General features: G+C 74.0%; 16 protein-coding genes, 2 tRNA genes and 1 pseudogene. 9 read left to right on the forward strand and 10 right to left on the reverse strand.

Annotated elements, in window-relative coordinates; genetic code table 11:
* Window positions 1–741 (reverse strand): DUF2157 domain-containing protein (locus tag AC529_RS20615; RefSeq protein WP_068758266.1); only part of this gene is annotated, 741 nt, incomplete at its 3' end.
* A 245-nt stretch (window positions 742–986) separates the two neighbouring features.
* Between AC529_RS20615 and AC529_RS16540 the strand changes: the two genes are divergently transcribed.
* On the forward strand, window positions 987–2,045 hold the full coding sequence (locus AC529_RS16540) for a serine/threonine-protein kinase (RefSeq protein ID WP_068758267.1): 1,059 nt from the start codon (window positions 987–989) through the stop codon (window positions 2,043–2,045).
* Between the two features lie 56 nt (window positions 2,046–2,101).
* Here AC529_RS16540 and AC529_RS16545 read toward each other — a convergent pair.
* From AC529_RS16545 to AC529_RS16565, 5 genes are all read right to left on the reverse strand, one after another.
* Window positions 2,102–2,174 (reverse strand) — tRNA-Lys (locus tag AC529_RS16545).
* A gap of 42 nt (window positions 2,175–2,216) precedes the next feature.
* Window positions 2,217–3,686, reverse strand: coding sequence for an MFS transporter (locus AC529_RS16550; RefSeq protein WP_068758268.1), 1,470 nt, complete (start codon window positions 3,684–3,686; stop codon window positions 2,217–2,219).
* Window positions 3,687–3,929: 243 nt separating this feature from the next.
* A tRNA-Lys gene (locus tag AC529_RS16555) sits at window positions 3,930–4,002 on the reverse strand.
* Window positions 4,003–4,132: 130 nt separating this feature from the next.
* A complete protein-coding gene (locus AC529_RS16560) occupies window positions 4,133–4,318 on the reverse strand; it encodes a hypothetical protein (RefSeq protein WP_068758269.1) in 186 nt (61 codons plus the stop codon).
* A gap of 83 nt (window positions 4,319–4,401) precedes the next feature.
* Entirely contained in the window at window positions 4,402–5,352 is a 951-nt protein-coding gene (locus tag AC529_RS16565) for a BadF/BadG/BcrA/BcrD ATPase family protein (RefSeq protein WP_068758270.1), read from the reverse strand.
* A gap of 370 nt (window positions 5,353–5,722) precedes the next feature.
* Between AC529_RS16565 and AC529_RS16570 the strand changes: the two genes are divergently transcribed.
* Both AC529_RS16570 and murQ read left to right on the forward strand, forming a co-directional pair.
* Window positions 5,723–6,658, forward strand: coding sequence for a MurR/RpiR family transcriptional regulator (locus AC529_RS16570; protein ID WP_068758329.1), 936 nt, complete (start codon window positions 5,723–5,725; stop codon window positions 6,656–6,658).
* A gap of 99 nt (window positions 6,659–6,757) precedes the next feature.
* On the forward strand, window positions 6,758–7,672 hold the full coding sequence (gene murQ / locus AC529_RS16575; protein WP_068758271.1) for an N-acetylmuramic acid 6-phosphate etherase: 915 nt from the start codon (window positions 6,758–6,760) through the stop codon (window positions 7,670–7,672).
* A gap of 21 nt (window positions 7,673–7,693) precedes the next feature.
* Here the strand turns inward: murQ and AC529_RS16580 are convergent, their stop codons facing one another.
* The 3 genes from AC529_RS16580 to AC529_RS16590 are packed head-to-tail and all read right to left on the reverse strand — an operon-like array spanning window position 7,694 to window position 10,779.
* A complete protein-coding gene (locus AC529_RS16580; protein ID WP_394326453.1) occupies window positions 7,694–8,404 on the reverse strand; it encodes a SanA/YdcF family protein in 711 nt (236 codons plus the stop codon).
* A gap of 58 nt (window positions 8,405–8,462) precedes the next feature.
* The gene (locus AC529_RS16585) at window positions 8,463–9,809 is read right to left on the reverse strand and encodes a hypothetical protein (RefSeq protein WP_068758272.1); all 1,347 of its coding nucleotides are present in this window, start codon (window positions 9,807–9,809) and stop codon (window positions 8,463–8,465) included.
* Window positions 9,810–9,852: 43 nt separating this feature from the next.
* Entirely contained in the window at window positions 9,853–10,779 is a 927-nt protein-coding gene (locus AC529_RS16590; protein WP_068758273.1) for an NADP-dependent oxidoreductase, read from the reverse strand.
* A gap of 185 nt (window positions 10,780–10,964) precedes the next feature.
* Between AC529_RS16590 and AC529_RS16595 the strand changes: the two genes are divergently transcribed.
* The 3 genes from AC529_RS16595 to AC529_RS16605 all read left to right on the forward strand — a co-directional run bounded on the left by AC529_RS16595 (window position 10,965) and on the right by AC529_RS16605 (window position 16,214).
* Complete coding sequence (locus AC529_RS16595) at window positions 10,965–13,106, forward strand: UvrD-helicase domain-containing protein (protein WP_068758274.1); 2,142 nt, start codon at window positions 10,965–10,967, stop codon at window positions 13,104–13,106.
* Window positions 13,107–13,386: 280 nt separating this feature from the next.
* Window positions 13,387–15,081, forward strand: coding sequence for a hypothetical protein (locus AC529_RS16600; RefSeq protein ID WP_232306789.1), 1,695 nt, complete (start codon window positions 13,387–13,389; stop codon window positions 15,079–15,081).
* 452 nt (window positions 15,082–15,533) lie between these two features.
* The gene (locus AC529_RS16605; RefSeq protein WP_068758276.1) at window positions 15,534–16,214 is read left to right on the forward strand and encodes a hypothetical protein; all 681 of its coding nucleotides are present in this window, start codon (window positions 15,534–15,536) and stop codon (window positions 16,212–16,214) included.
* A 56-nt stretch (window positions 16,215–16,270) separates the two neighbouring features.
* Here the strand turns inward: AC529_RS16605 and AC529_RS16610 are convergent.
* Window positions 16,271–17,915 (reverse strand): annotated as a pseudogene (locus tag AC529_RS16610) (catalase).
* A 268-nt stretch (window positions 17,916–18,183) separates the two neighbouring features.
* On the opposite strand from AC529_RS16610, the gene AC529_RS16615 reads away from it, so the two are divergent.
* The 3 genes from AC529_RS16615 to AC529_RS16625 all read left to right on the forward strand — a co-directional run bounded on the left by AC529_RS16615 (window position 18,184) and on the right by AC529_RS16625 (window position 23,921).
* Window positions 18,184–19,251: a hypothetical protein gene (locus tag AC529_RS16615; protein WP_068758277.1), complete on the forward strand. Its 1,068-nt coding sequence runs from the start codon at window positions 18,184–18,186 to the stop codon at window positions 19,249–19,251.
* A gap of 658 nt (window positions 19,252–19,909) precedes the next feature.
* The gene (locus AC529_RS16620) at window positions 19,910–21,700 is read left to right on the forward strand and encodes a UvrD-helicase domain-containing protein (protein ID WP_068758278.1); all 1,791 of its coding nucleotides are present in this window, start codon (window positions 19,910–19,912) and stop codon (window positions 21,698–21,700) included.
* Between the two features lie 358 nt (window positions 21,701–22,058).
* Entirely contained in the window at window positions 22,059–23,921 is a 1,863-nt protein-coding gene (locus tag AC529_RS16625) for a GMC oxidoreductase (protein WP_157080237.1), read from the forward strand.
* Window positions 23,922–23,984 lie beyond the last annotated feature (63 nt).

The following is a 23,984-nucleotide window of genomic DNA, read 5'->3' on the forward strand; positions in this document are numbered from 1 at the left end:
CAGCGCGTAGGCGAGCGGGGCGTAGCTCTCGCCGTCGAACAGCGGGGCCTGCGCGCCGAACAGCGCGAACGAGGCGGCGACGACCAGGCCGGTCCGCTGGTTGGGCAGCCGCAGCGCGACCGCTCCCCACAGCAGCCCGAGAGCGAGCGTGGCCAGCCCGTAGGGCAGCATCTCGTTGCTGATCAGGTCGAGGTCCTCCAGGACCGACCACAGCGCCCAGGCGCTGAGGCCCCCGCAGGTCAGCAGGCCGATCGCGGTGGGGGCCGCGGCGTAGCCGAGCAGCGCGAGCACCAGGCCGAGCAGGGCGGGTCCGGTGGTGCTCTCGGGTTCGAGGGCCACGCCCACGGCCATGGTCGCGGCGATCGAGGTGAGGACGAACAGGGTGCCGCCGATGCGGCGGCGGGTGTCGGGGAGGGGGCCGCGGCGCAGCAGCCGGGTGCCCGCCGCGGCGAGGCCGCCGAGGCCCGCCAGCACGGCCACCGCCGTCAGCAGGCCGACCCGGACGACCTGCTCCAGGTCCTCCCAGGAGGCCGCCACCAGGGCGACCACTCCGGCGAACACCAGTCCGCCGCCGACGAAGCCGATGATCTCGGTCCAGCGCGCCGGGGCGCTGCCGCCCTCGGCCGCGCGCAGCTCGACCTCGACCGCGTGTGCCTGCTCCGCGGAGAGGATCCCCCGTGCGACGAGGGAGCGCAGTGCCCTGGCACGGGCCTCTTCGGTGTGCCGGACGTCGACCATCATGGCCCCTCTCTTGGTCCCGCGCCTGGACGCGCCCAGTAGTCCCTTCCTTTTACCACCTCTTGAGTTGCGCGCCACCCCTGTCTGGTTCGCGTAGAACGCGAAGTTCTGCCTTGGGTGCGCGGGACGGCCGCCGCGTTCTAAGCTCGAAGCTCCACCGCCCCAGCACACCCAGGGACCGTTCACGTGACACCGACTCCGCGCCGCACCGCAGTTGCCCGTCGCCTCCGCCTCCCCCGGGGTGCACGGTGAAGGCGCGCGGTCCCCGGCGCCTCAAGCCGCTACAGCCGGACGACCCTCCCTCGATGGGGCCCTACCGGCTGATCGGACGGATCGGCTCGGGCGGCATGGGCACCGTCTACGCGGGGGTCGCCGAGGGCATCGAGGGCTATCTGGCGGTCAAGGTGATCCACCGCGAGCACGCGGCCAACCCGGAGTTCCGCCGCAACTTCGCTCGCGAGGCCAGGCTGATGGTGCGGGTGGACAGCCCTTGCGTCCCCCGGTTCGTCCACGCCGACGTGGAGGCCGAGCAGCCGTGGCTGGTCACCGAGTTCGTCGCCGGGCCGACCCTGCGCCACCACGTGGAGCGGTTCTCCGCGCTGCGCGGCGGCATGCTGCTGGGGCTGGCCGCGGGAACGGTGGAGGCGCTGTGCGCCATCCACTCCGCGGGGATCGTGCACCGCGACCTCAAGCCGAGCAACGTGATCCTCGCCGCCACCGGGCCCAAGGTGGTGGACTTCGGCATCGCCCAGGCCGACGAGGACCCCACCCTGCACCTGAGGCTGCGCCGCATGTACCGGCGGGCGCGGGAGCGGGGGGTCTCCCCGCCGCGGCGTCCGCTGCGCCCCGGCCGCCCGGCCGCCGCGCGGAATCGCCGCTCGCTGGTGGGCACGCCCGGGTGGATCAGCCCCGAGCAGTACCGGGGGCAGCCCGTCACCGAACGCTCCGACGTGTTCCTGTGGGGGGCTCTGGTGGCGTTCGCCGCGGCCCGCCACGACCCGTTCGGGCACGGCTCCCCCCAGGAGCTCGCGCACCGGGTGGTGGCCGAGGAGCCCGACCTGGACGGCCTGCCGCCGGGGCTGGAGCGGCTGGTGCTGGCGGCCATGGCCAAGAACCCCGCGGACCGCCCGCTCCCCGGCGAGCTGCTCGACGAGGTCCTGGCGCTGGCCGGGGCGGAGGCCGCGCCGGGGGCGACGCGGCGGCAGCGGGTCCGGGAGCTGCTGGCGCGCGAGTGGACGGGAGTGTCGGTGCGCCCGCCCAAGCCGCCGCGCCCGCCGCTGCTGGGCTGGCTGCGCCGCGCGGAGTAGACGTTGAAAAGGCCCCGGCGGAGCGGCACTGCTGCTCACCCTGCCGGGGCCGTGAGTGCGCCATCAGGGACTCGAACCCCGAACCCGCTGATTAAGAGTCAGCTGCTCTGCCAATTGAGCTAATGGCGCCCGCCCGGAGTTGCGCTGTCCTCCGTGGCGACGTACAGAACTTTACCTGATCTGCGGAGTGGACGGTGCGGCCGGTTCGGATCCGCCGGGCTTCCCCGCCGCCGGGTCGGCCCCAGCGGCGCGGCGGGAGCGCAGCAGCCCGATCGGGACCAGCGCCAGGGCGGACAGCACGGCCGAGACGGCGTAGCTCAGGGTGAAGGCCCACTCCTGCGGGTACCGGGCCTCCTGCGGGGTGCCCAGCACCAGCACGGCCGCGGCGAGCTGCGCCACGGCCGCCAGGGACACGTGGCGCACGATGGTGCTGACGCCGTTGGCGCCGCCGAGCTGGTCGAGCGGGACGGCGTCGGCGAGCAGCGCGGGCAGCACCGCGTAGGTCACCCCGCCCGCCAGGCCGGTCACCGCGCTGCCGACCACCAGCAGCACCGGGCTCCCCGCGCCCGCGGCGAGCAGCGCCGCCCCGCAGACCCCCGTCACCGCGGCGAACAGCAGGGGCGGCCGCGTCCCGAACCGGGCGACCGCCCGCCCGGTCACCGGCCCCGTGACGACGACCAGCAGCGCCGTCGGCAGCAGGAACAGCCCCGCGCGGTCCACCCCGACGCCCAGTCCCACCCCGCTGGCCTCGGGCAACTGCACCGCCTGCGGGACGAGGAAGAACATGGTGCCCTGCCCCGCGGACACCAGGAGGGTGATCAGGTTCGCCGCCCAGACGTCGCGCCGCCGCATCACCGCCAGGTCGACGAGGGGCTGGGCGACCCGGCCCTCCACCACGAGCAGCAGCGCGAACGCCACCGCGCCGCCGGCGAGCAGGCCGAGCGTCCACGGTCCGCTCCACCCCCACTCCTCGGCCCGGCTGACCGCGACGAGCGGCCCGCCCAGGGCCGCGCTGAGCAGCACCGCGCCCAGCCAGTCGACGCTGCCGCTCCCGCCGCTCCCGCCGTGGTCGGCGGGGACCAGGGCCGCGACGGCGAGCAGCGCGAGCAGCGCCACGGCGGCGGTGCCGCCGAACAGCCCGTGGTGTCCGGTGGCGGCCGCGACCAGGCCGCCCAGGGGCAGGCCGAGAGCCCCGCCGACGCCGAACATGGAGCTGATCATCCCCATGCCCAGGGCGGCACGGTCGCGCGGCAGCCGGGCGCCGAGGATGGAGTAGGCCAGTGGGAACACCCCGCCCCCGATCCCCATGACCACCCGCCCCGCGACGATCGGCGCCAGGGTCTCCCCCGCCGCCGCGAGCGCCGCGCCGGCCGTGAAGACCGCGAGGACCGCGCAGAGCACCCGCTTGCGGCCGAACAGGTCGCCCAAGCGCCCGGCGAGCACGGTGAGCCCGGCCGAGGAGACGAAGAAACCGGTGACCAGCCAGGCCACCTGGCTGGGAGTGCTTCCCGTGGTCTCCTGGACGTGAGGGACGACGGGAACGATCGTGGTCTGCGCGGTGGCGTAGGCGAACGCGGCGAGCACCAGCGGCGCGATGACCCGGGACGCGGAAACGGGGGCTGTTGTGGACGGTCGCGCCATACACCTCTCCCGATGGCCGGGACGCCGGACTTCCAGACGTCCAATCACAGGACGATAGAGGGTCCGGTCCTGCTGCCCGTTGCCCGGGTGGGTGCTCGGCCGCGGTCCGCAGCGCGGGTCCGGCCTCTCCGGCACCCGGAGAGGCCGGTTCCCGCCGACGGCGGGACAGGGCGTGTCTCTCTCCGGAACAGCAAAAACCCCGGTGCTGCGGCTCGGACGAGCCGTCACACCGGGGAGGGTGGGTGCGCCATCAGGGACTCGAACCCCGAACCCGCTGATTAAGAGTCAGCTGCTCTGCCAATTGAGCTAATGGCGCGCGACGTTTCGGACCAGGAGGTCTGCCGTTCCGTCCCTGGAAACTTTAGCAGGACCCGGGGCCCGCCGCGAACGGAGCGGTTCTGCGGCCGGGCGCCCGCCTGTACCGCGGGCGCCCGGCCTCTCGGTGGTCAGGACCATGTCAGGACCACGGTGAGGATGATGGCGATCGACAGGACCACACCGACGCCGACGAGCACGTAGGGCAGGATCGGACGGCGGGGCTCGGTCTCGGCCTCCTTGTTCTCCGCGACGAAGCGCTGGAACTTCTGGGTCGAACCGGCCGGGTCGGTCTGCTGTTCCTCGTTGTGAGACATGTTTCAGACCTTAGCGACTCCGATGGGGTGCTCGACCCGTCCCAGACGGTTCGGCCGAGGATTCTTCGTGTGGGGTGCGCGGCTCATCCGGCGCGGGCCTGGTCGAGCAGTTCCTCGTGGAGCCGGGCCGGACGCCCGGCCCGGCGCAGCGCCAGGGCGGCGGCCCCGTACTCGCCGGGAGCTGCGACGACGGGGCGCACGCCGTAGCGCTCCAGCAGCGCCTCGTGCACCCGCTCGGCCACGGGCCCCTCCCGCAGCACCGCGCCGGACAGCACCAGCGGCGGGCGGACCGGCTCGGCCACCACCGCGGCCAGGCTCTGCAACAGCCGCGCCGCCGCGTCGGCGACGATCTCCGCGGCGGCCTTGTCCCCGTCCTCGGCCGCGGCGCACACCGGAGGGGCCAGCGCGCCGAGTTCGGCCGGGGCCACGGCGTAGGCTGCGCCGATGAGCGCCTGCTGGTCGCCGACCGGAACGCCGAGGGCGGCGGGCAGGCGTTCGGTGAGAACCGTGTCACATCCGCGGCCGTCGAGGGCGGCCAGCGCGGCCCGCAGTCCGGCGATACCGATCCACACCGCCGACCCCTCGTCACCCAGCAGCCACCCGCACCCGTCGCAGCGGCGCTCGATCCGGCCGTCGCGGACGGCCGCGGCCACCGCTCCGGTGCCCGCGATGAGCACCGCACCGCTGGCCTCGGCGGTGCCGGCCGCGAACGCCACCCCGATGTCGTCGCCGACCTCGGGGCGCCCCGGCAGTCCCAGGGCGGACCAGGCCCGCTGCACGGTCTCCTCGGCCCTTGCCAGGCCCGCCGCTCCCGCTCCGGCCACTCCGAACACCGCGCCCGTGACCCTGACCGGCCCGGCCTCGTGCAGTGTCGCGGCCACCGCGTCCACGAAGGCGGCGGCGGGGTCGGCACTGGAGCGCTGGTTGGCCCCGCCCGCCCGGCCGTGCCCGCGGACCCTGCCGTCGAGACCGACCACGAGGCAGCAGGTGTGCGTGCCGCCCGCGTCCACTCCGAGGACGACTTCGTCTCCCATGCCCCGAACCCTATACGTGATCCGCGTCGTCCTGGCGACGCTCCGTGGTCGAAGGCGGACGGAACTTCCGGCTTTCGGCTCCTCGCCCTCCGTGCCCGGCCGTATCCGTCACCTCCGGCACAGGAGGAGATGTATACGGCACATTGTCCGCACCAAGCACGTACGCTTCTTTCTCCCCGGCCACTGTCGTCCGGCCGTTCCCCACTGAGGCGGCTCACCGCGGGTAGGGGCGACCTCGACAGACCGGATCCCCCGGACACGGCCGGGAAAACACCGAATCACACTTATGTAGCGACCAAAACCGACCTTTGCTCCCCTGCATCAGTTGACGGGAGCTCACGAGAGAAAGAAACTTTCCAACATGAACCAGATGGCGAAGAGAAGCGACGGCAACGGGGGTCCCTCCGCCGGGGACGGCGCCACCCCCAGCACCGTGCTGAAGATTCGCTCACTGCTGCCCTCACTGGCCCCGGCCGAACAGCGCGTCGCCCAGCGGATCATCGACGACCCCGAACGGGTGGCCGCCTCCTCCATCACCCAACTGGCCCGGGACTGCGACACCTCCGAAGCGACCGTCATCCGGTTCTGCCGCACCATCGACTTCGCCGGTTACCGGGAACTGCGGCTACGCCTGGCCTCCGAGGCCGGCCAGGCGCGGGGCGCGCGCGGGAGCGCCCAGGAGCTCACCGGCGACATCAACCCCGACGACACCCTGGTCACCGTCGTCCAGAAGATCGCCTACGCCGACGCGCGCGCCGTGGAGGACACCGGCTCCCAACTGGACGTGGAGACCCTCCAGCACGTCATCGAACTGCTCGCCGGAGCCCACCGCATCGACGTCTACGGCGTCGGAGCGAGCGCCTTCGTCGCCTCCGACTTCCAGCAGAAGCTGCACCGGATCGGCATGATCTCGCACGCCTGGACCGACGCCCACGCCATGCTGACCAGCGCCGCGGTGCTGCGTCCCGGCGACGTCGCCATCGGCATCTCCCACAGCGGCGCCACCAGCGACACCGTCAACGCCCTCGCCGAGGCGCGCCGCAGGGGCGCCTCCACCGTGGCCATCACCAACTTCCCCCGCTCGCCCATCAGCGAGGTCACCGACCACATCCTCACCACAGCGGCCCGCGAGACCACGTTCCGCTCCGGCGCCACCGCCAGCCGGCTCGCCCAACTGACGGTCGTCGACTGCGTGTTCGTCGGGCTCGCCCAGTTGCGCTACACCGACACCCGCGAAGCGCTGGAAGCCACCTATGAGGCGGTGCGCGGCCTGCGGGTCTCACGGGAGGACCGGCGCAGATCCTAGGAGGCGTGAGTGCCCCGCCGTGGAGGACCTGAGCAGCACGGACACGAGAAAGCGGTAGGCGGTGACCGGAGCACGGTCGCCACTGGCGAAGGAGACGAGATGCGATCCGCACCGATAGAGATCGTGCGTGTCCCCACCGAGGCGCGCAACAGCGGCACCAACGACATCGACCTACTGCCCACCGTGGACATACTGCGGTTGATCAACGCCGAGGACACGACCGTGCCCCACGCCGTGGCGGCGGTCCTGCCCGAGCTCGCCAGGGCCGTCGACCTCGGTGTGGCGGCGCTGCGCGGCGGCGGGCGGGTGCACTACTTCGGCGCGGGCACCTCGGGGCGGCTCGCCACCATGGACGCCGCCGAACTGCCGCCCACCTTCGGCATCGCCCGCGACCGGGTGATCGCCCACCACGCGGGCGGCCCCAGCGCGCTGGTCCACGCCCGCGAGGGCATCGAGGACGACTTCGCCTGCGGATGCGCCGACGCGTCCGGCGTGACCTCCGCCGACCTGGCGGTGGGCCTGACCGCGAGCGGTCGCACCCCCTACGTGGCCGGGGCGCTGCACCGCGCCCGCCAGGCGGGCGCGCGCACCGTGCTGGTCACCGCCGACCCGCACTCCGCGCTCGCCGCGGACGTGGACGTGCACGTCGGCGTGGCCACCGGGGCCGAGGTGATCGCGGGCTCCACCCGGATGAAGGCGGGCACCGCGCAGAAACTGGTGCTCAACGCCTTCTCCACCGCGGTCATGGTGCGTCTGGGCTACACCTACTCCAACCTGATGGTCGGGGTGGTGGCCACCAACGCCAAGCTGCGCGGACGCATGGTCACCATCCTCACCGAGGCCACCGGGCTCTCGGAGGAGGAGTGCGCCGAGGCGCTCAACCGCGCCGACGGCGACACCCGGATCGCCCTGGTCTGCCTGCTCACCGGCGTGGACGTGCCCACTGCGGCCGACGCCCTGCACGCCGCGCACGGATCGGTGCGCGCGGCGCTGCGCGCCCTCGCCGGGCCGTGAGGGAGTGCCCGGCAGGGCCGGTCACTCCGGCCGTTCGGCGGCCAGCGCCTCGTCCACCGTCGTCTCACGGGGGCCGAGGAAGGTCGGGTCGGGACGCACCACCATGTCGAACAGCGCCTTGACCGCGGCGGGCGCCTCGCGCACGTGCCCGTACGCCATGGCCGGGGCGCGGTCGTCCCACGCCGGATCGCCGACGCCGACCGCGTCCAGTCCTGCCGCCCGGCACAGCGCCACCGCACGGGGAAGGTGGAAGGTCTGCGTGACCACGGTGGCCTCCTGCACCCCGAAGACCTCACGTGCCCGCACACACGACTCCCAGGTACTGAACCCCGCGTAGTCGCGCGCCACCTTCGCCCCCGGCACCCCGACGCCGACGAGGTAGTCGTACATCGCGTCGGTCTCGTTGTAGTGCTCCAGGCTGTTGTCCCCGCTCACCAGCACCGCCTCGACCCGGCCCGCGTGGTACAGCTCGGCGGCCAGCTCCAGGCGGCGCTCCAGCAGCCGGGTGGGCTTCCCGTCGGAGGTGATCCCGGCGCCCAGCACCAGCGCCACCGGCCGGTACGGCACCTCCTCGGGGAAGTACCGGTACTGCGCGGTGGTCGCACGCAGCCAGACGAGCGGCACGGGCGCCGCCACCGCCAGCAGCACGGCGACGACCACCGCCGCCCGTCTCCACCGCACGGCCTGCCCCAGCCAGCGGACCGTGTCTCGGTGTTCCTCTGAGATCGTCACGATCGGTGAGACGAACCAACCGGGCGTCGTGTTCCCGGTTTTCCGGGGCGTCCCACCGCTACCGGGGACCGCCGAAGAGTCGGCCGAGCAGCCCTCCGCCCGGCTCCGGCCGCGGCGGCGCCGTCGCACCGGACGGCGCCTCCTGGGCCGCCCCGACGAAGGAGCGCAGCGCGGCGCGTTCCGCGGGAAGCCCCCAGGCGGCCAGGACCTCGGCGAGTCCGCCCTCCGCCCAGCCGGCGTCGTCGACCGCCGCGACGGCCTCCAGCACGGTGCGCTGCTCCTCGTCGCAGGAGGCGAAGTCGACGGCGGCGGAGTCCGGCGTACCGGGCCGCGGGCCGAAGACCGTCTCCAGGGCGTCGGCGACGACGATCCCCCAGCCCGCGGCCCCCGTGTAGGCGAGCACCCGGCGCAGCCGCTCGGCCTTGGCCGCGCGGATCTCCGGGTCGTCGATCGCGCCGATCGCGAGCATGCCCAGGTGGGCCGGCTCGACCGGCCCCGACTGCGGCAGGCAGGTGCCGAAGTGGTCGTCCCAGAACTCGGCGTCGAGCAGGCGGGCCACCGCCTGCTCCGGCGCTGCCGGGCCGTGGCGCAGGCCCAGCGCCAGCGCGGCGGCGAACACCAGGTCGTCGTCGGCGTCGTTGAGCAGTTGCCCCAGGTGCACGGTGACGGTGACGTCGTCGGGGGCGGAGAGCATGCCCAGCGCCCACACCTCGGCGGGCAGCGGCCGCAGGTCGGGGTGGGTCTGCCGGGGGTCGCCCGCGTTGAGCAGGGCGGGCACGATCCGGTCGGCCTCCTCCGGGTACCACGCCAGCAGGTAGCTCGCCCACTCGGCGACCGAGTCCCCGCCCCGGTTGGCCGCGCCCTCCAGCACGCCCAGCAGGACGCCCAACCGGTCGCGGACCGCCTCGTAGGCGGCGAGCTCGGCGGTGACCACGGCGATGCCGTCCGCGTGCTCCAGCGCCCGCAGCCGTCCGGAGATCCGGCGCCGCTCCTGCTCGTCGGGGGCCTCCGCCAGCCACTCGGCGTAGCGGTCGCGCGCCGTGGGCAGGTCGGTGCCGGACAGCCATGCGATCTCGTCGCGCCACAGCGCCAGGTCCCGCCGGTCCGGCAGGTGGTCGGCCATCGCGGGCACGGCGAGTTCCTGCACCAGGTTGATCACCAGGTGGCGGCCTGGCACGCCCTCCTCCACCAGGTTCAGCAGGAAGCCGACCACCTGGGGCGCCGCCGTGTAGCCCGGACCGGGCCAGGCGAGGATCTCGTGCAGCGCCACCAGGGCCGATTCCTGGTCCGCGCCGCGCACCGCGCGCAGCAGACCGGGGATCTCCCTCCCTCGCTCCGGGGCCAGCGCAGCCCAGTCGACGTCGTTCACCCCGTGCAGCGGGTCAGATCCGCGGTTGCCGTCCATACCCGCGATTATGCCGCCCGCGGGCCGTCCGGGCGCCGCGCGCTCACTCGACCTCCACGACGATCTTCCCCCGGGTGTGCCCCCATTCGGCGAACCGGTAGGCGTTGGCGGCCTGCTCCAGCGGGAACACCCTGGCGACCTCGACGGTGAGCTTCCCCGCCTCGACCAGCTCCCCCAGCGCGGCCAGGTCGGCGCCGTCGGGGCGGACGAAGTGGTACCGGCCACCGTACCGGGTGACGCGGGGGTCCACGACGGACACCAGCCGCACGCCGGGGGCGGCGACCTCGGGGGTGGCGGCCAGCGCCGCACCGCCCGCCAGGTCGAGGACGGCGGTCACGCCGTCGGGGGCGACCGAGCGCACCCGGGCGGCCAGCCCGTCCCCGTAGGCCACCGGCTCGGCTCCCAGCGAGCGCAGGTAGTCGTGGTTGCGCGGGGAGGCGGTGCCGATGACACGGGCGCCCCGTGCCGCGGCGATCTGGACGGCCATCGACCCCACCCCGCCCGAGGCGCCGTGCACCAGCACCGTGTCGTCCCCGCCCACGCCCAGGAGGTGCACCAGCGTCTGGTAGGCGGTCAGCCCCGCCAGCGGCAGGGCCGCCGCCTGCGCCCACGACAGGCCGGCGGGCCTGCGGGCGAGCGTGCGCACCGGGGCGGCCACCTTCTGGGCGAACGTGCCGCGCCGCACCACGTCCTCCCGCACGTATCCGACCACCTCGTCGCCCGGCGCGAACTCCGGGGCCGCGACTCCGGGCCGCTCCACCACCCCGGCCACGTCCCAGCCGGGGATCGCCGGGAAGAAGACGTCGAGCAGCCGGTCCATGCGCCCCTCCCGGATCTTCCAGTCCACCGGGTTCACCGCGGCGGCCCGTACCCGGACCAGCACCGAGTCGGGTCCCACCTTCGGCTCGGGGAGTTCGGCGGTCCTCAGCAGGTCGGGTCCCCCGTAGGAGTCGTAGACGACGGCCCTCATGCCGCTCCTCTCTCGCGCACCGCTCTGTCGCCACCGCCGCTACCCGCGTTCGCCGCGTTCGCACCCGCCCCGCCCCGGACCGGCCTTCCTGTCACTGTCCGCTGCTAATGATCGGAGGAGCATGTGATGGGGAACGATGACCGTGCGGTTCCGCCGCGCGCAGGAACACGGGTGAAGGGAGGCTCATGCCGCGACTGGCCGTCGACGCGACGTGCCTTCCCCAGTACGAGAAGCTGGACCGGCCCACCCGGGAGCGGCTGGCCGCGATCACCCGCAAGTTCCGGGAGCTGCCGCTGCCCGAGCTGCTGGCCCACCCCGACCTGCTCATCCAGGCGCTTCCCGAGGGCCAGGACCCGCGCATCCGCACGTTCCGCATCAGCGACTCCTGGACCGGGGTGCTGCTGGCCCCCGAGTCCGGCGAGACGTTCCTGCTGGTCCACCTGCTGCCCCGGGAGAGCGCCGCGCAGTGGGCGGCCGACCAGCGCCACGACGTCAACCCGGTGATGGGCACCCTGGAGCGGCGCGACGCCAGTGCCCTGGGGGAACGCACCGCAGCGCCCTCCCCCGCCCCACCCGAGCCGCCCGAGCCCGCGCTGTTCGCCGACGTCAGCGACGAGGCGCTGCGCCAGCTCGGCGTGGACGCCGAGACCGTCCGGTTCTGCCGCACCCTCACCTCCCGCGAGGAGCTGGTGGACTGGGGTCCCGCCGTCCCGCAGGACCAGTTCGAGGTGCTGCTCCACCTGGCCGACGGCATGCCCGTGGAGCAGGTGATGCGCGAGGTCGTGCAGCCGCGCCGCGCGGTGTCGGGCGGGCCGGTGGCCCCCGACGACTACGACACCGCCATCCGCAACACCCGGCACCGCGTCGTGCTGGTCGACGACGACAGCGACATCGAGCAGGTGCTGGGCCGCGAGTTCGACGCCTGGCGGGTGTTCCTGCACCCCACCCAGCGCTCGCTGGCCTACCGCCCGGTGTTCCACGGCCCGGCGCTGGTGTACGGCGGCCCCGGCACCGGCAAGACCGTGGTGGCGCTGCACCGGGTCAAGCACCTCGCCGAGCACCTGCCGCTGGGCGGCCGGGTGCTGCTGACCAGCTTCACCAACGCCCTGGTGGAGTCGCTCCGGCGCGACCTGGCGCTGCTGCTCGACGAGGAGCTGCTCGCCGACGTGGACGTGGTCACCGCCGACAAGCTGGCGCTGAACGTGGTCCGCGAGGAGTGGCCTGACGTCGGGCTGCGCCTCGACTCCGACGCGCGCGGCCTGTTCGCCAACGTGGTCCGCAAGCACGGGCTGCCCTGGTCGGCCGACTTCGTGTTCCAGGAGTACCGGCACGTGGTGATGGCGCAGGGCATCACCACCGTCGAGGGCTACCTCGACCCGGACGCGCGGCGCGGCCGCTCCACCCCGCTCAGCACGGACCAGCGGCGCGAGATCTGGAGCGCCATCTCCGTGGCGCGCGCCTGGATGCGGCGGACCAAGCAACTGCCGACGCTGGAGCTGCACGCGGCGGCCGCCCGCATCCTCGGCGCGCGCTCCGAGAAGCCGTACACCAACATCGTCGTGGACGAGGGCCAGGACCTGCACCCGGCGCAGTGGCGGACGCTGCGCGCCGCGGTGGCGCCCGGCCCCAACGACATGTTCATCGCGGGCGACAACCGGCAGCGCATCTACGACAACACCGTCTCCTTCCGGCAACTGGGCATCAACGTGGTCGGCCGGTCGCATCCGCTGCGGGTGAACTACCGCACCACCACCGAGATCCTGACCTGGGCGGAGCGGATCATGCGCGGCCGGGGGAGCACCGAACCGGGCACGGGCGCCCCGGAGCCGCCCGGTTCCACCCACTCCCTGCTGCGGGGCGCCCCTCCGGTGCTGCACGGGGCGCCCGACGCCGCGGCCGAGCTGGCGGCCCTGGCCGGGCAGGTCCGCTCCTGGCGGGCCGCGGGGATCGCGCCGGGCGACATCTGCGTGACCGCGCGCACCCGCCGGGGCGTCACCGAGGTCGTCAGCGCGCTGCGCGGCCACGGCCTGCCCGCCGCCCGCTTCAACCCGCAGCAGCACACCGTGGACGACTCCGCGGACGCGGTGCGGGTCACCACCATGCACGGGGTGAAGGGGCTGGAGTTCCGCGCCGTCGCGGTGACGGGGGTGACCGCCGCCGCGCTGCCGCTGATGGAGCACGTCACCAGTCCCGACCTGGACGAGAACCAGCACCGCTCGGACCTGGCCGCGCAGCGCAGCCTGCTGTACGTGGCGTGCACCCGGGCGCGCGAGGCGCTGTACGTGAGCTGGCACGGCGAGCCCAGTCCGTTCCTGCCGCGGGACTGACGCGGTGTCCGCGCGGTCGGGCCGTACGGGCGCCGCGCCTCCCTGCCCCCCCACAGCGACAAAACCGGACAACTGTACCTTGTAGATCTTTTCGGACGCGACTTCCGGGCCTTCTCGCGCCGCGCACGGGACCGCCTTCCCCCACGGGCGGAAGGTAGAGTGCGAGAGGTCCGGTCACAGGCTGCCGCCCGGTTCGCGCGTGGTTCGCCGGGGTTTCCCGGGCATTGTCTCTTGTGCTCGTGCTGTTCCTACGTCTCAGGTTGGTCGTTAGCTCATGCGCGTGGTCTTCACCAACGCCGATCCGGACACCTTCGCCGAACACCGGGACCGGTTCGTCCGCCGGGTGCTCGGCCACGGGCGCGGACGAGGCGCCAGAGTCCCCCGGCGCGCCCTGGAGGAGCTGCTGGACTTCAAGTACGGCGAGTTCAACGAGGGCGGCGACGGGCTGCTGGCGCGCTGGCAGGTCGACGACGTGGCCGCGCTGATGCTGCACTGGCTGCCCGAGGGCGGCCGACCGGCGCCCCGGGTCGCCGAGGTGCGCGCCGCGCTGGACGCCTGGCTGCGCTTCCTCGACGACCGCGGCCTGCTCGACAGGCGCTCCGACCCGCGCGCGGAGCTGCTGGACGCGGTCGACGAGCTCGCCGAGCCCTACCGGAAGGCGGTCGCCGACCCCGCCGAGCACCGGGTCGGCGCCTACCTCCACCGGCTGATGACCGAACTGGGCTACGACGTGGACGACCCCGACCAGGTCGCCGAGTTCGAGGAGCGGACCGAGTCCGGGGAGATCCCGCTCGACGACGAGATCCTCACGGCCGTCGCCGAGGGCGAGGCGGTCGGCCTCAAGCCGCTGCTCGCCGGCCCGGGGCGGGCCGGGTACTCCTGGCAGGCGCCCCGGCTGCCCTCCGACAGCGAGCGGGAGGCGGCGATCGAGGCCGCTCCCGCCGTCGCCCGCCTGCGCGCCCGGTCCGAGGGCGGCCTGCCCGAGGATCCCGACGAGGTGTGGGAGACGGCCTTCGCCGAGGTGAGCGGCACGGTCGCCGCGGCACTGGACCTGGACGAGGAGTCCTTCGCCGACGTCTTCGGCCTCGCCCCCGACGAGTTCGCCGTCGCCCCGCTGACCGCGCTGTTCATCGAGAGCGCCCCGCTGTCCGTCGCACTGCTGGTGGAGACGGTGGCCGTGCTGGGCGAGCGGATCGGCCTGGGCGGGACGCTGGACGACGTCGAGCAGGCCCGCTTCACCACGGCCGTGGGCCTGGTCCTCGGCGAGCTGGAGAAGCTCGGCGCGGTGGAGCAGGAGCCCTCGGGCGAGGACGCCGACCCGCTCGACGAACCGGCCTACCGGCTCACCCCGCTCGGGGTCGCCAAGGCGTTCGACGAGCTGACCTTCGAGGGCTACCGCATCCGCGAGTTCGACGAACTCATGGCGGAGGACGCCGAGGTGCTGCTGGAGCGCGCGGCGACCGGCAAGACGTTCGGCGAGGCCGACCTGGACGCCTGGATCGCCGCCCGCGGCCCCGCGGCCGCCGTGCGCGAACTGGTCGCGGTGGCGCGCCGCACCGACGACTGCACCCACCGGGCGGCGGTGCGCGCCGTCACCGCCGAGCGGGCCGCGGAGGCCCGTCCGGTCTACGAGGAGCTGCGCGACGACCCCGGGTTCGGCGCCCAGGCCCGGAGCTGGCTCTTCGACGCGGGCTTCCTCAAGGAGAGCGACCTCCGAGCGGGCGACCTGCCCTGGGTGATGCTCGACAACGTCGCCGCGCTGGCCCGCCTGGACCTGCTCGACGCCGAGCACCTGGCGGAGATGCCGCTGCGCGTGGGAGGCGCCTCCCTGTTCGACCTGGCCCTGTCCCTGCGCCACCCCGAGGCCCGGTTCCTGCTCACCTGGTTCGGGGAGAAGCACCCCGACGCCGGGGTCCGCAGGGCGGCCCGCACCGCCCTGCACCGCCTCACCGGCGACGGCGCCCGGCGGCCCTGACCTCCTGCCTCCCCTGCCCCGGTTCGCCGGACCGAGCGAGGAGGCACGGAGCAGGAGGCCGCGGCCCCGGGCCGCGTGACCGTCCCGACGCCGAGCGGGAGTCGCCCCGCGGCGTCGGGTCCGGCGTGGCCTACCGGCTGCCGGGCGGGGTGGGCACGGCCGAGGACGTGGTGCAGGACGGGTGGCCGCGCGCGGCGGGCGGGTGGTCGCGGCGGGGCTCCCCGTCGTGGGGGCGCCGCGGGTCGGCGGGACCCTGCTGCGGACGGCCCGGCGGCTGACCAGCTCCGGGCCGCGCCCCGCTGCGGGGTGCGGCCCGTGTTGTCCACAGGCTGTCGGGCGGCGCTGCCGCCCTGCGGCGCGACCGCCTAGTGTGGGTCCCACGCCGCGTCACCCGTCCCGGGTGGTTCTCCGCGTCCCACGCGGCACACCCTCGACTCCCCTGGAGGCTGTGCATGGACGTTCGGGAACTGGTGTGGGCGGTCCGCGCGGCGCCGCTGGTGCTGCGGGTCCAGGAGTTCCTGTGCTGGCTGGGCGAGCAGCGGCCGCTGTCGCGCGAACCGCTGCCCGGGCGGCCGGGGGCGCGCCGCCACACCTACCTGAGCCTCGGTTCGTGGGCGGAGGGCCGCACCGCGACCGCTCTGGGCGAGGAGGAGACCGCGCTGCTGGAGTTCCTGCTGGCCGCCCGGATGCTGGAGGTGGTGGTGGGGCGGCGGGAGCGCCGCACCGGCGGCGGGGTGCGGGAGCACGCCTGGGTGCTGCCCGGCCCCGCGTACCCGCTGCTGCCCGACGACGCCGCACGGGTGTGGCGCACGGGGGTGGAGCTGCTGCCGCTGCTGTGGGCCTGCCGCGTCCCCGGGGCGTCCCCGGGGTGCCCGCTTCCGGCCCGGTGGCTGGAGCGGCTGCACGCCGCCGACGGCCTCCTCCCCCTGGGGGTGCTGGGCGCCGCCGACGGGGCCTTCGGCACGGTGCGCGGTGAGGCCGCGGCCGCGCTCCAGGCCCTGGAGTCGCTGGGGTTGGTGCGGCTCCGCTACGACCTCGACCTCGGCGAGTGCTGCGCGCTCACCCCGCTGGGGCGGCACGCGGTGACACTGCTGCGGCGCTGCGGTGTGCTGGCCGGCCCGCAGCCCGTGTAGGGTCCGCGGGCCGGTCCCGGGCGGACCGTCCACGGGCCTGCGGCGTCCGGACCCAGTCAGTGCTTCACCACGTGCCGTTCGTTGGGCACGCAGTGGGTCATGGTCAGTCCCGAGACGTCGCGGGGGCCGTTGCGGCCGAGGTTGGCCAGGCGCGCCCGGTCCTCGTCGGTCAGCACCCGGCCCCGCAGCAGCTCCAGGTGTGCCACGTCCTGCGGCCTGACGCCCAGCCCTTCGCTCACGCGCAGCCCCAGTTCGTCCTCGACGAGCAGGAAGTGCCACACCATGCGCTCCTGGACGGCGGGGTCGCACTGGGAGAGGTTCGCGACCAGGTCGTCGCGCTCCCACTGCTCCATGAGGCGGAAGCGCTGCCCGGCCTGCTTGTGGTCGTCGGTGCGCGGAATCCGGCTGCGGGTCAGCCGCCCGGTGATCTCGGGTCCCCGGGCCCCGACACCGGAGCGCGGCGCCTCGCGGAGGCCGCCGGTGATCGACGGCTCGTAGTTGACGTGCGGGTTGTCCCCGACGTCGTCCACCCCGTAGGCCATGGCGCCGCCCTGCTGGTTGGTGCGCACCGGGGCGTTCTTCGCCCGGTTCACCGGCAGTTGCAGGTAGTTGGCCCCGATCCGGTAGCGCTGGGTGTCGCTGTAGGAGAAGGTGCGGCCCCCGAGCATCTTGTCGTCGGAGAAGTCCAGGCCGTCGACGAGCACCCCGGTGCCGAAGGCGATCTGCTCGTTCTCCAGGAAGTGGTCGGAGACGTTGCGGTTGAGCACCGTGCGGCCGACCGGCCTGGGCGGGAAGTCCTGCTCCGGCCAGGTCTTGGTGTCGTCGAGCGGGTCGAAGTCCAGTTCCGGGTGCTCGTCGTCGCTCATCATCTGCACCAGGAGCTCCCGCTCGGGGTACTCCCCGCGGTCGATGGCCTCGCGCAGGTCCCGGGTGGCGTGGCCCAGGTCGGTGGCCTGGACGTTGGCCGCGTCCTGCTCGGTCATGCTGCGGACGCCCTGCCGGGGCATCCAGGTGTACCTGACCAGGCGGGTCCGCCCCTCGGCGTCGACCCACTTGTAGGTGTTCACGCCGAAGCCCTGCATGTGCCGGTAGTCGGCGGGGATGCCGCGCGGGCTGAACAGGTTGAGGAGCATGTGCATGGACTCCGGGGTCTGCGACATGAAGTCGAAGGTCCGGTTGGGGTCCTGGCGGAAGGTCACCGGGTCGGGTTTGAGCGCGTGGATGACGTCGGGGAACTTGATGGCGCCGCGGACGAAGAACACCGCCAGGTCGTTGCCGACGAGGTCCCAGTTGCCCTCCTCGGTGTAGAACTTGACCGCGAAGCCCCGCGGGTCGCGTGCCGTCTCCGCGGAGTCCCGCCCCCCGATCACGGTCGAGAAGCGGACCGCGACGTCGGTGCGCTTGCCCCTGCCCTGGAAGAGCCTGGCGCGCGTGTAGCGGTCGACGGGCTCGTCTCCCCACGTGCCGTACGACTCGAAGTAGCCGAAGGAGGTGGTCCCCCTGGCGTGCACGACGCGTTCGGGGATCCGCTCGCGGTCGAAGTGGCTGATCTTCTCCAGGAAGTGGTAGTTCTCCAGGGTCGCCGGCCCCGGGGGCCGACCGTGCGCTGGTTCTGGTTGTCGTAGACCGGGTGTCCCTGCCGGTTGGTCAGCGGAGACGGCCGTCGCCGGTTCGGGGTCCCTGGCCGGAACCGTCCGTCATGCCGGATGCTCCCCACCGCGCACGGGCGCTCGGATGTTCTGTCGGCCGTGTCGAACCCTCCTCGCTACCCGGCGCCCGCACCGCCATCCCGGCTCCGGCACCGTGTTGACCAGCGGTTGTGAAGTCTTTGCCCGTCCGCGGTCACATCTGCCCGGCTCCGGTCAGCTTCCCTGGTGGGAGCGCGGGTCGCGGCGGGCCGGGGGACCGTACCCGACAGGCCCCCGGTCATGCTCTAATTCCATCTATCGAGCCGCTTTGGGAGCCTTCCTTGGAATACCGCATCACCGCCGAGCTGACGCTTCCCGTCGGGACGCCCGGACTCGACGAGCTCCAGCAGCAGGGAGCCGCCGCGCTGCTCTCCGAATGGCTTGACCGGGTGGCGACGGTGGAGGGCCCCGAAGGGGTCGAGATCACCCCCTACGACCACCGGTTGGAGGTCGGCCCCACCGGGGCGGTGGTCGAGCTGCTGGTGGACGCTCCCGCGTTGAGCTTTGCCGAGAACGGCGCCGAGGCGCTGCTCTACGAGATCCTGGAGCGCACCGAGCTGCTCGCGGAGTGGCGGGTCGGCAAGTGCGAGGTGACCGTCAGCGACGCCGAACTCGCCGAGGCCCTCGAAGGCGGCTCGGACGAGAGCCTGGTCTCCCCCGGGCTCGGCCTGCCGATCGAGGACGTCACCGTGCAGCGCCGCCGCCTGTTCGCGCTCGGTCCCCGGCTGCGCGCGTTCGACCTCGACGCCTTCGGCCCGTCCACGGAGGACCCCGACGCACGGTTCCTCGCCGCCGGCGCGCTCGTCGACCGGGCCTCGGTGCTGACCGAGGAACTGCTCATGGACATCATGACGCTGGACGAGGAGGCCGAGTCCCTGGACAAGGACGAGTCCAACTGGACGGCCGACGACTCCGAGGGCCTGTTCGTCCTGCACGACCTGCCGGTCCGCTACCGGCACCACTACGACGTCGGCTTCGCCAAGAGGTTCCTCGTCGCCTCGGCCGTGGTCTACTCCCGGCTGACCTCCCCCCCGTGGGTGCCGCCCGCGTCCACCGCCGAGTCGCTGGCCCTGCACATCCTGATCGAGAACGCCAAGGACCTGCTGGTGTCCTTCGCCGCGGTGGACCCCGACGACGTCACCGCGATGTTCGCGGTCTTCGAGAGCCGCGCCCACTCCCGCCACGACTACGCCTGGCTCTACCTGGAGGACCTGGACGCCGCCGACCCGAACGACTCCTCCGCCGATCCGCTGGGGTTCCTCTCCCAGGACGCCCACTCCTGGTTCGCCCCGTACCCGGAGGTGCGCAACCCGGCCGTGCACCCCTACCTGATGGACGACGAGGGCTGATCCTCCCGCTTCCCCCGCCGGAAACGCCGCCCGGTGCCGCGTCCGTGCTCCGGAGCGGGTGCGGGCGGCCCGGGCACGGGTCGACCCGCGGACTCCCGGCGCGGCCAGGCACCCGGTCCCGGGCGGGCCGCACGGCCGCGGAAGGCTGACCGAAAACCGACGCGCCGTCCCGGACCCCGCCCCGGCGCACGCCGCACCGGCCGCCCCGGTCGGACCGGGGTCGTCCCGACCGCAGCGATCCGCCACGGGACGGTCCGGACCGGCGAGAACACCGCCTTCCCCGGCCGGTGCGGCCCGCGGGCCGCCGCCCGCCCCGACCGGGGCGGGCACGGCGCTCCCGGCGCCCTCCCCTCCCCCGCACCCGCGTTACGGACATCAGATAAACCAAATTACGGACACCGGGAGGCCGGACAAACCCGCAGGTCGCGACGGACCGCGAAAAATTCTTCGGACATACCTTCGAAAGCAGCGGAATCAACCGCCCTGACCTGGTGTTTTACCGTACGAGAGGGGGACCGCGCCGCTTCCGGTTCCTGTCGTCCACAAGTGGTTTGCCGGAATTCCGGGAAGTGTAGACCTCTCAGTAGAAGCGGTGGCCGCCAGCCTTCTTCCCCACGCGATGTCCCACGTCAACACGGTGACCGGAGGGAATCAGCCCGTGCCGCAACTCGCGATCGCCCCGACCTTCCTCAACGACTTCTCCCGGCTGGACTCCGGGGCCCAGCACACGGTCCTGACCGCGGTGCGGTCCTACCTCGCCGGCGACGGCGACCACCTGGAGGCCGTCTCGGACGCCTCCGACCCGCGGGTCCGGGTGCTCCAGATCAGCCCGGACTGGTCCGGCATCGTCGCCCCCTCGCACGAGGGCTCCTACTGCCTGGTCGGGGTCCGCCGCCGCGAGGAGGCCGTCTCCTACGCCCGCGTCTACCGGGCGCAGACCGGCCCCGAGCTGGAGCTGGTGGAGATGCCCGCGCCGCCCGAGCCGGTCGAGGCCGCCCCGCCGGTGCGCGGCCCGGTGGAGCTGGCGGACGCCCTGGCGCTGCCCTTCAGCGACTGGGTCCTCACCCCGCACCCCGACCACCGGGACCTGGCCACCGCCCGCTTCGCCGGGTCGACCCAGGTCACCGGCGGCCCCGGCACCGGCAAGACGGTGCTGGCCCTGCACCGCGCCGTGCACCTGGCCGAACTGGACGCGGCCGAGCACGGGCCCGCGGCCCGCCCCAGCGTGCTGCTCACCACCGGCAGCCGCCTGCTCGCCCAGACCCTCGCCGCCCACCTGAACCGGCTGGTGTCCGCGCCGGACGTGCGCGCCCGCATCGAGGTGGTCACCGTCGACAGCCTGGCCCGCGGCATCCTGCAGGAGCGTACGGGGACGCCGCCGCAGACCCTCGGCGACGAGGAGCTCGCCGAGCGGTGGCGCTCGGCGGCCCGCATCGACGGCCTGCCGTTCTCCGGGCGCTTCCTCGTCGACGAGTGGCAGCAGGTGATCCTCGCCCAGGACCTCGCCTCGCTGCCCGACTACGTCCGCTGCGAGCGCAGCGGCCGGATGCTGCACCTGGCGCCCGAGTTCCGCCCGCACGTGTGGGAGGCCGTCCAGCGCTACACCGGCGCCATGCGCGCCGCGGGCGAGTGGTCCTACCCGCAGGTGGCGCAGGAGGCGGCGCGGCTGCTGCGCGGCTCGGGGCCGCGCTACCGGCACGTCGTCGTCGACGAGGCCCAGGACCTGCACCCCGCGCACTGGCGGCTGCTGCGCGCCATGGTGCCGGAGGGGCCCGACGACCTGTTCATCGTGGGCGACCCCGCGCAGCGGCTGGTCGACACCCGGGTCTCGCTGGCCTCGCTGGGCATCAACGTCCGCGGCCGCGGCCACCGGCTGCGCACCAGCTACCGGGTCAGCCAGGAGATCCTCGACTGGGCGCTGCCGATCCTGGGCCGCTCCACGGGGCCGGGCTCCGAGGGCTACTCCTCGGTGCTGCACGGGCCCGAGCCGGTGGTGCGCGGCTGCGTCAGCCGCGCCGAGGAGTGGGCCGCGCTGAGCGAGTGGATCCAGGCGCAACTGGAGGCGGGCGCGCAGCCGTCGTCGGTCGCGGTGGCCGGGCGCAACCAGTGGGTGGTGCGCAACATCGCCAAGGAGCTGCACGTCAGCGGTATCGCGACCGCGCCGCTGGACGCCTCTGCGGACGTGGACGCGGTGCGGTTGGGCACCCTGCACGGCCTGAAGGGGCAGGAGTTCCGCTACGTGGCCCTGGTCGGGCTGAGCGAGCCGCTGCTGCCGCCCAAGGCCGCGATCAGCGGCGCCGAGGGCGACCCGGTCGCGCTGGAGCAGGTCTACCAGGAGGAGCGCAACCTGCTCTTCACCGCCTGCACCCGCGCCCGCGACGCGCTGTACGTCTCCTACGTGGGCGCGCCCAGCCAACTGCTGCCCGAGTCGGTGCACCTGGCCCGCTGATCCGGCGGGAGCGGTCGGCCCGTCCCGCTCCGGGGCGGGCCGACCGCCGTGCGTCCGGTCGCGCCGCCGGGCGAACCGTACGGCCCCGGCGGTCGGCGTTCCGGCTCCGTCGGTGCCGACGCGCCGCGACGCCCCGTCATCGGCACCGGGGCGGGGCCGTCGCCGCCCCTGTTCCGGTGCCGACCGGGCTCCCGGCGCCGGAGCACGCACCGCTGCCTGCGGGGACTTGCGCCCGTGCGCGGAGGGTGTATTACATAGAGCACCTCTACTGACCAGTAAGAACTGGCTCCGCGCCGGGCGGCGCTCTCCCCCGCGGCCGACGCATCCGATCCTCTCCGTACCTGTCCGGGAGTCACCCATGCCCCACGAACACACCCCCGCCGCAGCGGACGACGACCGGTTCGACTACGACGTGATCGTCGTCGGCTCGGGGTTCGGCGGCTCGGTCAGCGCGCTGCGCCTGACCGAGAAGGGCTACCGGGTCGGCGTCCTGGAGGCCGGACGCCGCTTCACCCCCGAGACCCTGCCGAAGAACTCCTGGGACCTGCGCAACTTCCTGTGGGCCCCCAGCCTGGGCCTGTTCGGTATCCAGCGCATCCACCTGCTGCGCAACGTCATGGTGCTGGCCGGGGCGGGCGTGGGCGGCGGCTCCCTCAACTACGCCAACACCCTGTACGAGCCGCTGGACGACTTCTACGACGACCCGCAGTGGCGCGACATCACCGACTGGCGCGAGGAGCTCGCCCCCTTCTACGACCAGGCCAGACGCATGCTGGGGGTGCGGACCAACCCCACCGTCACCCCGGCCGACGTCCAGCTCCGCAAGGCCGCCGAGGCCATGGGGGTCGGCTCGACCTTCCGCCTGGCCCCGGTGGGCGTCTTCTTCGGCGACGGGCGCGACGGCGCGGCCGAGGGCCCCGTCGCGCCCGGAGAGGCGGGCGGCGACCCCTACTTCGGCGGCGCGGGACCGGTGCGGCGCGCCTGTCTGGAGTGCGGCGAGTGCATGACCGGCTGTCGGCACGGCGCCAAGAACATGCTCACCGAGAACTACCTGTACTTCGCCGAACGCAACGGCGCGGTGGTCCACCCCATGACCACCGTGGTGCGCCTGCGGGAGCGCCCCGCCTCGCACGGCGGCGGGTACGCGGTGGACACCCTGGTCACCGGGGCGCCCCGGACCCGGCGCAACGCCCGCACCTTCACCGCCCGCCAGGTGGTGCTCGCCGCCGGGACCTACGGCACCCAGCGCCTGCTGCACGCCATGCGCGACTCGGGCCTGCTGCCCCGCATCTCCTCCCGACTGGGCACCCTCACCCGCACCAACTCCGAGTCCCTGGTCGGCGCGATGACCAAGGCGGTGCGCCCGCCCCAGGACTTCACCAGGGGGGTGGCGATCACCTCCTCGATGCACCCCGACCCGCACACGCACATCGAACCGGTCCGCTACGGCAAGGGCTCCAACGCGATGGGACTGCTGACCACCATGCAGGTCCCCGGCGGGGGCAGCGTGCCGCGCTGGCTGCGCTTCCTCGGCGCCGCCGTCGCGCACCCCGCCGTGTTCCTGCGCAGCCTGTCGGTGCGCAACTGGTCGGAGCGGACCATCATCGGCCTGGTCATGCAGTCGCTGGACAACTCGCTGACCACCTACACCAGGCGGGGGCTGTTCGGCGGGCAGGTGCTCACCTCCCGGCAGGGCCACGGCGCGCCCACCCCGACCTGGATCCCCGCCGCCCAGGAGTTCGCCACCCGGATGGCCGAGCAGATCGACGGATTTCCCGGCAGCAGCGTCAGCGAGATCTTCGACATCCCGCTGACCGCGCACTTCCTGGGCGGCTGTCCGATCGGGGCCACCCCGGCCGAGGGGGTCGTCGACCCCTACCACCGGCTCTACGGGCACCCCGGCATCCACGTGGTGGACGGCTCGGCCGTCACCGCGAACCTGGGGGTCAACCCGTCCCTGACGATCACCGCGCAGGCCGAGCGCGCCATGGCGCTGTGGCCCAACCGGGGCGAGCCCGACCCGCGGCCCGCTCCCGGCTCCCCCTACCGGCGGGTGGCGCCGGTCTACCCGAAGAACCCGGCCGTCCCCGCCGGGGCCTTCGCCGAACTGCGGTTCTCCCGCCGGACCACGCTGCCGCTGGCGCCCGGTCCGGCGGCGCGGAACGGGGCGGATCCCGCCGCAGCGCGCGCCGACGCCTCCCCGCCCTGCGCGGAGGGCTGACCTCCGTGCAGGGCGGGCCGCCGGGGACGCCGCGGCGGCCCGCTCAGCCCGGCGAAGGTGTGC

The organism is Thermobifida cellulosilytica TB100, from assembly GCF_001517975.1.
Taxonomy (GTDB): Bacteria; Actinomycetota; Actinomycetes; order Streptosporangiales; family Streptosporangiaceae; genus Thermobifida; species Thermobifida cellulosilytica.